Origin of the sequence: Shewanella pealeana ATCC 700345 (genome assembly GCF_000018285.1) — a bacterium.
Classification (GTDB): domain Bacteria; phylum Pseudomonadota; class Gammaproteobacteria; order Enterobacterales; family Shewanellaceae; genus Shewanella; species Shewanella pealeana.
In genome coordinates, this window is record NC_009901.1 from 1237260 (window position 1) to 1248892 (window position 11633).

The 11633-nt window shown below is 43.5% G+C and carries 10 protein-coding genes; 7 read left to right on the forward strand and 3 right to left on the reverse strand.

The genetic code is table 11. From position 1 onward, the window contains the following. The first annotated feature begins 38 nt into the window (after positions 1–38). The 3 genes from mnmL to oxyR all read left to right on the forward strand — a co-directional run bounded on the left by mnmL (position 39) and on the right by oxyR (position 2656). Positions 39–968, forward strand: a complete 930-nt coding sequence (gene mnmL / locus SPEA_RS05295) for a tRNA modification radical SAM protein MnmL/YtqA (RefSeq protein WP_012154274.1) — start codon at positions 39–41, stop codon at positions 966–968. Between the two features lie 202 nt (positions 969–1170). Further along, positions 1171–1536: an Hpt domain-containing protein gene (locus SPEA_RS05300; RefSeq protein WP_012154275.1), complete on the forward strand. Its 366-nt coding sequence runs from the start codon at positions 1171–1173 to the stop codon at positions 1534–1536. Between the two features lie 205 nt (positions 1537–1741). Next, a complete protein-coding gene (oxyR, locus tag SPEA_RS05305) occupies positions 1742–2656 on the forward strand; it encodes a hydrogen peroxide-inducible genes transcriptional activator OxyR (protein WP_041411300.1) in 915 nt (304 codons plus the stop codon). 409 nt (positions 2657–3065) lie between these two features. Here the strand turns inward: oxyR and SPEA_RS05310 are convergent. The 3 genes from SPEA_RS05310 to mutH all read right to left on the reverse strand — a co-directional run bounded on the left by SPEA_RS05310 (position 3066) and on the right by mutH (position 6257). Continuing rightward, positions 3066–4294, reverse strand: a protein-coding gene (locus tag SPEA_RS05310; RefSeq protein ID WP_086024290.1) for an IS3-like element ISSpe3 family transposase whose coding sequence is annotated in 2 segments (ribosomal slippage) — positions 3066–3943 and positions 3943–4294 — 1230 coding nt in all. Because the reading frame shifts where the segments join, the coding sequence is not laid out codon by codon here. Positions 4295–4386: 92 nt separating this feature from the next. Continuing rightward, positions 4387–5460: an adenylate/guanylate cyclase domain-containing protein gene (locus SPEA_RS05320; protein WP_012154277.1), complete on the reverse strand. Its 1074-nt coding sequence runs from the start codon at positions 5458–5460 to the stop codon at positions 4387–4389. A gap of 125 nt (positions 5461–5585) precedes the next feature. Then, the gene (mutH, locus tag SPEA_RS05325) at positions 5586–6257 is read right to left on the reverse strand and encodes a DNA mismatch repair endonuclease MutH (RefSeq protein ID WP_012154278.1); all 672 of its coding nucleotides are present in this window, start codon (positions 6255–6257) and stop codon (positions 5586–5588) included. 691 nt (positions 6258–6948) lie between these two features. Here mutH and rppH point away from each other — a divergent pair. From rppH to SPEA_RS05345, 4 genes are all read left to right on the forward strand, one after another. Beyond that, positions 6949–7470, forward strand: coding sequence for an RNA pyrophosphohydrolase (gene rppH, locus SPEA_RS05330; RefSeq protein ID WP_012154279.1), 522 nt, complete (start codon positions 6949–6951; stop codon positions 7468–7470). An 18-nt stretch (positions 7471–7488) separates the two neighbouring features. Then, positions 7489–9723, forward strand: a complete 2235-nt coding sequence (gene ptsP / locus SPEA_RS05335; protein ID WP_012154280.1) for a phosphoenolpyruvate--protein phosphotransferase — start codon at positions 7489–7491, stop codon at positions 9721–9723. A gap of 74 nt (positions 9724–9797) precedes the next feature. After that, the gene (locus SPEA_RS05340) at positions 9798–10598 is read left to right on the forward strand and encodes a sulfite exporter TauE/SafE family protein (protein ID WP_012154281.1); all 801 of its coding nucleotides are present in this window, start codon (positions 9798–9800) and stop codon (positions 10596–10598) included. Positions 10599–10681: 83 nt separating this feature from the next. Then, on the forward strand, positions 10682–11533 hold the full coding sequence (locus SPEA_RS05345) for a thymidylate synthase (RefSeq protein WP_012154282.1): 852 nt from the start codon (positions 10682–10684) through the stop codon (positions 11531–11533). Positions 11534–11633: the final 100 nt, after the last annotated feature.

Below are 11633 nucleotides of genomic sequence, written 5' to 3' on the forward strand. Positions count from 1 at the left end.
TAAAATAGCGCAAATTCTTTGGCTAGGTGATATAGCAGTTGGGACTGGATAGTTACGTAAATACCTTCGGCGGTGTGTGTAAGCAAAAATATGGCGAGCGGATCCGTAAGCTGACAATCGATGCAAAATTTACCTGCCCTAATCGTGATGGCACTTTGGGTAAGGGGGGGTGCACCTATTGCAATGTGGCATCCTTTAGTCATGAGCATAAGACCGAGCTATCTATTCAAGAGCAACTGGCTCAAGGCAGAGAGCGATTACCCTCTAAATCGTCTAAGTACATCGCTTATTTTCAGGCTTATACCAGTACATATGATGAGTACCTAGTATTAAAGCAAAAGTACGATGAGGCAATTCAGGACAGCGATATTGTGGGCCTTTGTGTCGGTACTCGCCCTGATTGTGTTCCCAATGAGGTGCTAGAGTTATTAGTCGGCTATCAAAATGATGGTGTCGATGTCTGGTTAGAGCTTGGCTTGCAATCGGCTAATGATGCTACGCTGAAGAAGATCAATCGCGGCCATGATTTTGCCGCTTATGAAGATACGGTTATCCGTGCCCGTAAGCTTGGCATAAAAGTATGTACCCACTTGATCTTGGGATTACCGGGTGAAGCTCATGAGGATTATCTGCAAACACTTGATAAGGTATTGAGGGTTGGTGTTGATGGAATGAAGATACATCCACTGCACATTGTTGAAGGCAGCACCATGGCTAAAGCATGGCGCAATAATAAGATGAGTCTGCTTGAGCTAGAGGATTATGCTTATAGCGTTGGTGAGTTGATCCGCCGAACTCCTAAAGAGGTAATTTTCCATCGAGTGACAGCTTATGCGAAAAAGCCAATGCTGTTAGGGCCTGATTGGTGTGCTTATCGATGGAATGGGCTCGTCGCTATCGTTGATGATCTAGAAGCGAAAGGCGGTCAAGGGGCTTATCTTGAGATAGGGCAAGAGCCCGCGGCGTAACAAATTGAGCGGAAAACGTTCATTATTGGCTAATTAATCATGAGGCTTATAGTGACTTTGTTTAATCCGATGTTGTTAAATCGTTAAATTCGAGGGAATTTTAGACTCATATGACACTAGTTGTTGCGCCTAAGATTTTAGCGGGTATTATGTGGTAAAATCGAGTTTTTGTATACACGACAATATTTTGAGAGGTGCCTAAATGGCAGCAGCTGAATTAGAATCAATCTTAGATCTTAATACACTGGAGCAATACTGCAGTGCAATTGGTGCAGGTACGCTACTTAAAAGCGTCGTTTTGTTTGAACAACTTATGCCTGAGTACGTTGGCAACTTAGTGAGTGCACAGCAGGCAAATGATAAAGATACACTTTGCAGCGAAGCGCACAAATTTAAGGGCGCAGCGGGTTCAGTAGGTCTTAAGCGCATTCAGCAATACGCTCAGTTACTACAGCACGGCGAGGATGCGACTTGGGAACAAGAACACGCCGTATGGTTAAATGAAATTGTTGAATATGCATCGAAAGATCTACAGCAATTAAAAGAATATTTAGAGTCTAAGGTTTAACTAAACCGACTCTGGTATTTAATAGCGCAGTTTGGGAACTACACTGCGCTATTTTTTTATCCAAAATTTGGATTTGATAGTCGATTATCTTGTACATTTTTGATTCAGTTCACAAACTAATCAAGTCAGCCCAAGGTTCGCTTGGAGATTTATGGTAGAGTTAGATTGAACGATTAGATAAATAATGTCATTGGTAATCTATTTTATGAAACATCTCCCCAGTTTAAAAAACCTGTTCTATTTGGTGAATCTGCATCAAGAGCAGAATTTCAATAGAGCCGCCAAAATCTGCCATGTTAGTCAGTCGACCTTGTCTAGCGGTATTCAAAACCTTGAAGAGCAGTTGGGGCACCAACTTATTGAACGTGATCATAAATCTTTTATCTTTACCGCTATCGGTGAAGAGGTCGTGATGCGCTCGCGCAAATTATTGACCGATGTAGATGATCTTGTCGAGCTGGTTAAACACCAGGGCGAGCCTATGACGGGGGAGATTCGTTTAGGTTGTATTCCAACGATTGCGCCTTTCTTATTGAGTAATGTGGTTCAGCATTGCAAACAGACTTATCCAGACTTAACGCTGTTTTTAAAAGAAGACACTACAGATAGATTGATAGATGCACTGAGCAAAGGTGAATTAGATCTGTTGTTGTTAGCCCTTCCTGTAGACACCAGTGGCTTTCATAGCATGAAGGTCGGTATTGATCCGTTCAAGATGGTGGTGCATAAAGATTTAACCGATGAGATCCACGAGCCGATTGACTATCAAGACCTGCCCGATGAAAGCATCTTCCTACTGCAGGCTGAGCACTGTATTACTGGACATGCGATTACAGCTTGCCAGTTAGGGGAGAGCGTTAAGATTAATCCATTTGCGGCGACGAGTCTGCATACCTTAGTGCAGATGGTTAACTGTAAGCTCGGTACCACCTTCTTGCCACAGATGGCAATTGATGCGGGTATTTTAAATAATACCGACCTGACGACTATGGCGCCACCGGGGGAAACTCCTTATCGAGATATCGGCCTAGTTTGGCGTCAAACGTCTAGCAGAATTTTGACCTTTAGAACCTTGGGGTTAGAGATCCAAAAGCTGTTGGGTCAAGAAGACGCGATATAATACCAATCAGTATAAATATTTGGTCGCTCAGCGAGAGTTTAGCGGTTCTGAGGCGAGGTCATTAAATGCTCCTCGGTAACTGCTCCTGCGTTACTCTACCTCCTATATCCATATAGTCGTGCATTAATGACATTCGCCGCATCCATGCAGCTTGCAACGAGTGAAGAGCATAGTTGAACTAGGGTTAAGCTCACTCTTGTTCCTTAAGAGTCAAAGCGTCAGAGTCGCTAAAACTCGCCATTCTGGAGCGTTTTTGGCTGCCTACTTCAGCGTTGAACAGCTTTACAAGGGAATAGCCATTCTTACAGCTATTCGCCTTGAATTAGTTTGCCAAAAACCGCTCTGAGTAGATCAACTTCTTATACTGATTGGTATAATGTCTAGTCCTAAAATAGGTTGACGGTTTTTATTAAGCCAGTTGGAACTCCCGACTGGCTTTTTTATGTACTTCATTAGGGGTTTTCATCCCTAAACTAAGATGCGGCCTTAAATGGTTATAAGTCTCTATCGACTCTTTGATTAACATATCGAGCTCCTTCATCGTACGGCAGCGATAAAGCAAAAACTCGTGCTTCAAAATCCCATTAACCCGCTCTGCAAGTGCATTTTGGTAGCAGTCATATCCATCTGTCATGGACGGAGTAATACCATTTGCCGCTAACGTCTCCTGGTACTCAGCTGAGCAGTACTGCATCCCTCTATCTGAGTGGTGAATGGCATCGCCTGTTGTCTGACGATTCTTTATCGTCATATTCAATGCTTTGACCACGTCACAAGCTTTCATTTCATGGCTTAACTCATATCCCATTATCTTTCTTGAGTACGCATCTGTTACCAGAGACAAATAGTGCGTCCCCTCATCTGATTTCACGTAGGTGATATCGCTAACGAGCACCTCTTCAACACGCTTGACCGCTCTGTCTTTTAGTAAGTTGGGATACTTTCTTAGCCAGTGATGGCTATTGGTCGTTTTAGTGTAATTTTTTCTGGGTTTTACCAGCATATTTTGTTGCTTCAAATACTGAAATAACCCATCTCTACCGAGCTTTATCCCTTGTTCTATCAGTTGTGGCTTGATGAGCTGGTAGAGCTTGCGCGTCCCCACTCTAGGCATAAACTGGCGCCAATACATGACCATCTTCATCACAGGTTTAAGCGTTTCAGCTTTTGCCGTTCTGCGTTGTTTCCATTGATAAATTGCTTGTCTAGATAAGTTGAACTGCCGACTCGCTGTGGCTAACTTTATGGTGCCTTTTACTTTGGCGAACCAGAGCGTTCGGCTAAGTACTTTTTTTCTAAATCGATGCCGTATTCGTTTTTAAGCAACTCGACCATATCGCCATAAATCATGTTTTTCATTTCTAGATTAGAGACTTGCTTCTCCAATCGCTTAATTTTCTGGGCTGGCGTTTCTTTAGATTTAGACATAGGAGAGTGCTCAATAGGCTGGGACCAGTCTAATCTACCATGCTTTCGTAACCATGTAAGGACGGTACTTCTTCCTTGGATACCATAGTGGTCTTGAGCTTGCTTATAGGTCAGCTCGCCTTTTTCTACTTGGCTGACGACGGCTAATTTAAAGCCTAATGTGTAATCACGCTGAGTACGTTTATTGCTGATAGAACCTGAAGGTTTCATAGATAAGTCTCCAATGTGTCAACTTATCTCAGGACGGGACATAAAATAAAACAAAAAAGCCGATATGATTATCGGCTTTTTGTTTATATGTTTTAGGTATTTTTAGGCGAAACACCAAAGACTTCGATGGAGTGCTGCTTACCCTTTAGCTTAATGGGGCCTAGACTGTTTAGATTATATTGTGAGTCGCTATATTCGAGTCGTGATTGTAATGAGCCTGAAATAAGCATGCGTTGCCCCAGAGGGTTACACTGATCTTGTAGTCGCGCTAACGTATTAAGTACGTCGCTAAAGAAGCTAATCTCTTGCTTCTGTACGCCCACAACCGCAGCCACGACTTGTCCACAGTGAGCCGCAGCCTTAAATTTTGGTACGAAGCCGTACTGCTCTTCAAAATATTGTCTCTGCCAGCTGAGTTGCTGACTGAACTCATGATAAATATTGAAGCATCGGTCTTCTTTAATGCCGTCTTTTAGTGGCCAGTGGATCAATACTGCATCGCCCATATAGCGATATATTTCAGCTTCATTGTTAGTGACAGTATCGGCTAACAGACTAAAGCTATCTTGGATTAAGCGGCTGAAACGATAATCGCCAAGAGACTCGGCATGAGTAGTTGAGGCCACCATATCTAAATAAAGAAATAAGCGCTGTTCATATCTAGGTTTATGATATTTACCTAAGCCGATATTCAATAACACTCTTGGGCCAACAAGTAGCGCCATCTGTTCAATAAAAGCGAGGCCAACACGAACCACAACCAAGTAGACGATCAGTGCTTGGAATGAAGGACTATAGAGAATGTGCGCTGTTAACATTTGGCGCAAGGTTGTCATGTGATTCTCAATGGCCCACATGTTGAGGTACTGGGTAATATAAGCCAGAGTCGTCGCGCCAAGCAGTAAGAAAAGCCCTTTGAACACGACAGAGAAAACGTAAGGTAAGCGGTTGATAGCACTAAAATCAGCGATCAAGTTCGACATCCAGTGAAGGCTGCCGAAAATAATACCCATATAAATAGAAAGCGTGGCTAAGTCAGCGGAACCGATGGCCCACTGTGGAAGTTCAGGAGTTTGCGCGTATCTAAAGAATACGAAAGCCGCCATGGCTGCAGTCCAAGCGAACATAGCAAAGGCTAATTTCTTCGCTTGTATATGTGCTTTCACTATTAAGGGGGTATCCAAATACTACATAATTTTAGGAGGCGCCATTTTATAGAATATCCCCCTACTTTTACCAGTAGTATTTGTGATCTAAGTCAAATGAGTGTGAGTTTTGGAACAAAAACAGCTTAAAATAACTGTGAAAGTATTTTTTGGGTAAATTGGGTTTTTAAATAAAAACCTCTGGGGTTAGTTCGGGTAAGCTCTCCATCTCGTCCAATGCTATCTGTTAGTACTTGACTATTTGCAGCCTTCGGCCTTAGTTGCAACACTTCACCATGGCGAGCGGTGACCCTATCGACCTGTCCCATCGAGATAAACTCCATTATCTCTTCCCAATCCTGCTTAAGCAGTTCGCTTTCTTCAACTGATGGCTGCCATAGGATAGGTGAACCAATTTGGCGCTCGCTTAAGGGGAGCTCCCGATCGCCTTGTACAGGGATCCACAGAACCTGTTGTAGCTTATGGCAAACAACACTCTCTTCCCAGGTCAACCCTTGAATATTGGTAAGCGGAGCGACGGTCACGTAGGTCGTTTCCAATACTTTACCTAGGCGGTTGATTGGAATCGTCTTCAGCTCTACACCCAAATGTGCAAAATCTTGTTCTGGCTTTGAACCTGCCAAGGCGCCGAGTTCCAGCTCTATTAGTTGACCAACCCAGCCTTTATGACGTTTTAAATCTTTTGGCATCTCAATGCCATGATAATGCGCAAGTTGGCCTAAGGTTAAACCTGCCATGGATTCAGCGCGTTGCATCAACTCTTCGATGCTATTTGGAGAGTGGAGTGATTTCTTCATGTGGGTAATTTTACCTGAGTGGCGGAGTTAATCAAACAGGATGAAAAATGAACAGGTATTCACTTTGTTGAGGATAAGTAGAAAAGCATCGCCTAAGTTTATGAATTGTTGGGTGATCTTCTTTTTGTATCAATGCTTTTACTTACTTGCGGTAGAGTTACACCACTGCTTTCCCACTTTTTCCAACATAGTTATCCACAGATTTGTTGGATAACTCCAATCTTGAGAGTTACTACTGAAATAAATGTGATCTGTCAATGCAATTATTTGGCACTTTTTGGCTTTTTTATAGCGCAAAACTATTGCACTTGTGAATAACACCTTTTGCTCATTTATCAGTTTATGGAATTTAAATTAACTGGTTAAAAAGTGAGCTTGGATGGGTGGCTTAATACTTTTTACTTTTGACTCCCTGGTTAAAGCATTGTTTTTATTGCTACTATTGCTTAGTTGTTAATTGTTGTGAAATTAATAAATTTGGACTAAAAGCGTAAGTTATTGGACTTTAATCGAGTTTCCAACAGAGATATCCACAGTTTCTGTGGATATCATCAGTTATTAATCGGCTGCTCTGTTGATAAGGTTGGCATTAATGAGGATTTATCCAAAGATTTGTGGTTAACAGATATTTGCCGCCGGACACGCTTTGTGAAACAATCAAAAGATTAATAGTTAATAGTTCGGAGTCCATGTGATTGATAGTGACGGCTTTCGCGCGAATGTGGGCATCATTATCTGTAATCGCTTTGGGCAGGTTATGTGGGCAAGACGATTTGGCCAACATTCCTGGCAATTTCCTCAGGGTGGCGTTGACGATGGAGAGTCAGCAGAAGAGGCCATGTATCGTGAGTTATACGAAGAAGTAGGATTAAAGCCAGAACATGTGCAAATTCTAACATCGACGCGATCATGGTTACGCTATAGGCTACCTAAGCGGTTAATCAGACAAGATAGTAAACCCGTGTGTATAGGGCAAAAACAGAAGTGGTTTTTGCTACAATTGAAAAGTGCCGAAACTGCCATAGATCTTAACGCAAGTGGTCATCCTGAGTTTGATGATTGGCGTTGGGTGAGTTATTGGTATCCAGTAAGACAAGTCGTTTCTTTTAAAAGAGATGTTTACCGAAAAGTCATGAAAGAGTTCGCGGTGACCACTTTACCTCTACAGGTTAAAGAGTCGAATAACAGAAGACGAGGTATGCGTAGAAGCTAAATAGGGAGGTTTGCGTTAGTGCTCAAAACACTTAGAGATATCACACAAGCAGTAGCTTCAGCTCGCGACCTTCAAAACGCGTTAGAATTGCTGGTTACGCAAACCAAACAAGCTATGATGACCGAATGTTGCTCTATCTACATTATAGAAGAGCAACACCTTGTTCTCTCAGCGACAGATGGCCTAGATCCTTCAGCAGTTAATCGCGTCAAACTCCCCATTACTCAAGGCTTAGTTGGACTTGTTGCCCAGCGTGAAGAAGCCATTAACTTAGCCGATGCGGCTTCACATCCTAGATTTAAATTACTCCCTGAAGTCGCCGAAGAAGCCTATAGCGCCTTTCTTGCTGTGCCTATCGTTTATCAAAAATTGGTGATTGGCGTAATTGTTGTTCAGCAAGTTCAAGCGCGGCAATTTAGTGAAGGAGAAGAAGCATTTTTAATGACGCTCGCAGCGCAACTCGCCGTGGCTATCAAAGGACTGACACATAGGGAAAAGTCTGGCGACAGCCTACAGCAGCGTTATTACACAGGTACCCAAGCGTCAAAAGGAATCGCGATAGCTAAGGCGCTGGTGCTGGGCGGGCAGATCTCCTTTGATCTTGTAGAGCACAAAGCCCTGTCAATCGCAGCGGAGTTGCTGCGTCTTCAAGAGGCCATGAATCGCTGTAAAGACTTATTGGTTGGATTATCGCAGCGCTTTGACAGAGAGAAAGATGAAGAAGCCGCATCTATATTTAATGCCTTGCTACTTTTACTTGAAAAACAAAGCCTAGGCGGCGAGTACATTAAAGATGTTAGATCCGGTTGGTGCGCTGAAACGGCAGTTTGTCGGGTATCAAAACGCTATATAGAACACTTTGAGTCGATGAGTGATCTGTATTTAAGGGAGCGGGCTAGTGATATAAGGGATCTGGGACAAAGAGTGCTTAGGCAGTTGATTGAGCCTAATAAGATTTTTTTAGAGCCTGAAACCCCAGTGATTTTAATTGCTCGTGAAGCAAGTACCACGCTGTTAGCTGAATTTCCAAGACAAAAACTTGCGGGCATAGTGACTGAATTTGGCGGGGCTAACTCCCATGCCTCCATTCTCGCTCGTGCTATGGGAGTCCCTGCGATAATTGGTGTCGATGGCATCTTAAGCGCCAATGTTGAACAGTCACAGATCATCATTAACGCCAATCGTGGCCAGGTGATTATTGAGCCGACGGCGTTTGTACTGTCTGAATATCAGAGCTTAATCGCTGCACAAGTCGAGCAGCAGCGCCAGTATGCTCAAGAGTTACCATTTAAAACGGTCACTTCAGATGGTAAGCGAATTTATCTCTATATTAATAGCGGCTTACTCTCCAGTGTAGACTCAGAAACTGGCTGCGACTCAGATGGCATCGGGCTCTACCGTACCGAGATTTTATTTATGCTCAAGCAGTGCTTCCCTGGCGAGATTGAGCAACTTGAGATCTATAGAAAAGTTCTGAAAGCAGCAGGCGACAAGCCTGTAGTAATGCGCACACTTGATGTGGGTGGAGATAAACCCCTCGACTATTTCCCTATCGTGGAAGACAACCCGTTTCTAGGTTGGCGCGGTATTCGGTTGTCACTGGACCACCCTGAGTTATTTCTCATTCAGCTTAGAGCCATGTTGCAAGCTGCGATAGGCTCACAGCAGTTACACATACTTCTACCTATGGTCAGTAACCTTGAAGAGGTGGATTTAGCACTGATTTATTTGGAGCAAGCTTGTCAGGAGTTAACTGCTGAATTAGGTAAACAAATCACTATGCCAAAAGTGGGCATCATGCTGGAAGTGCCCGTGCTCTTGTATCAGCTCGATGAAGTCTCTAAACGTGTGGATTTTGTCTCTGTGGGCTCGAATGATTTAACTCAATACTTGTTGGCGGTCGATCGTAACAATCCGAGCGTGAGCCCCTTGTTTGATAGCTATCATCCTGGGGTACTGAGAGCGCTTAAGTTTGCTGTTGAGCGCTGTAACGAGCATAAGCTGCCAATTAGTGTTTGCGGAGAACTGGCAGGCGAACCTCTAGGCGCGATGTTGTTAATTGCCATGGGGTACGAGCAACTGAGTATGAACCAAGCTAGCTTGGCGCGTATTAATTACCTTTTAAGACGGGTTGCCCAAGCTGAGCTGAATCAGTTACTGCATGAGGTATTAAGGCTTAATAGTGGTGAAGAGGTGAGGAACCTAGTGAGCCAATATTGTGAGCAAAAGGGTCTGGCATCGGTATTAAGTTAAAAGAGCTAATACTCTATGAACTCCGACTTGATTGCTTTAAGCTTGATAAATCATAACGACTAAAGGTAGTGCTTGTGGAAAGCTGGCTATATATATTGTGTATCTGCCTAGTTTTAGGTGCAGGGATCGGTTTTATGGCCGGGCTGCTAGGGATCGGAGGCGGTCTGATTGCGGTTCCTGCATTGCTGCATATCCTCCCACAAATAGGCATTGCGTCAGAAAGCTTACCCCATGTTGCGATAGCGACCTCTTTAGCCGCAATTATTCTAACTTCGCTCTCCTCTGCTCGTGCACACCATAAGCGGCAAAACATTCCTTGGCCCTTATTTAAATCCATGCTGCCCGGCTTTGTGTTAGGGGCAATGTGTTCAGGTTTTATTTCTGAAATGATCCCAGCTAAATCATTGCAGCAAATTTTTGCAATCTTCGTTATCTTGATGGCCGTGCAGATGGCATTCCCGTTTAAAGCTGAATCTAACCGAGCCATGCCTGGCCCGATAAGCTTATTTTTCGCCGCAACAGGTATTGCGATTATTGCTGCGCTGATGGGGATTGGCGGTGGAGTACTCTTAGTGCCATTTTTAACTTGGTGCGGGCTGCAGATGCGTTATGCTGTCGGTTTTTCGGCGGCAACAGGATTGTTGATAGCTTCGTTCGGCAGTATTGGTTATACGCTAGCAGGCTGGAATACGTCGAGCTTACCGGAATGGACGCTTGGGTACATCTATTTGCCAGCCTTAATTGGTATCGTTTCAACCTCTATGTTAATGGCTCCTGTTGGCGCTCGGGCCGCAACTAACTTGCCAACGGCAAAATTGAAGCGTTTTTTTGCGGTTTTCCTTGCCCTTGTTGGCCTTAAACTTGTTTTAGCATAATGTTCTACTGAGCTATTATTGGTAGCATTTCTTCGTTTGACGCTGGGAGTGAGCTCAGCAACTCTTTTTATAGGTAGATAATCATGAAACAGTATTTAGATCTTTGTCAGCGACTAATTGATGAAGGAACTTGGGTTGAGAATAGCCGAACAGGTAAACGTTGCCTCACCGTGATTAATGCTGATTTGGTTTATCATGTGGATAAAAATGAGTTTCCACTCATCACCACCCGTAAGAGTTTTTACAAGGCAGCAATTGCAGAGTTACTTGGCTACATTCGTGGTTACGACAATGCAGCTGATTTTCGGGCGATAGGTTGCAACACCTGGAACGCCAATGCTAACGACAATCAAGCATGGCTCGATAACCCACATCGTAAAGGCATCGATGATATGGGGCGTGTTTATGGTGTGCAAGGCCGCGCTTGGAGTAAGCCCGATGGTGGATGTATCGATCAGCTACGCAAAATTGTTGATGACTTATCAAAGGGGATTGACGATAGAGGCGAGATTTTAAGCTTCTATAACCCTGGTGAATTCCACATGGGCTGTTTAAGACCTTGTATGCATACCCATAACTTCTCTTTAGTAGGTGATACGCTACACCTAACCAGTTTTCAGCGTTCGTGCGATGTACCCCTAGGGCTGAACTTCAATCAAGTTCAAGTCTTTACGCTACTGGCCTTAATGGCGCAAATTACTGGGCATAAGCCTGGAACGGCATTTCATAAAATCGTTAATGCCCATATCTATGAAGATCAGTTAGAGTTAATGCAGGAGGTTCAGCTTAAGCGTGAGCCTTTTACTTCACCTAAACTTGTCATTAACCCTAATATTAAGTCACTCGAAGATCTTGAGACTTGGGTGTCTATAGATGATTTTGAGGTGACAGGTTACGAGCACCACGAAGCGATTAGCTATCCATTCTCAGTGTAGCTTTCTTGGCTCTAAAATAAGCTTTAAAAAACTCGCCTAATGGCGAGTTTTTTATCAATTTAGTTAAATCCTTTCAAGTCACCTCTCATACATTCCTGCT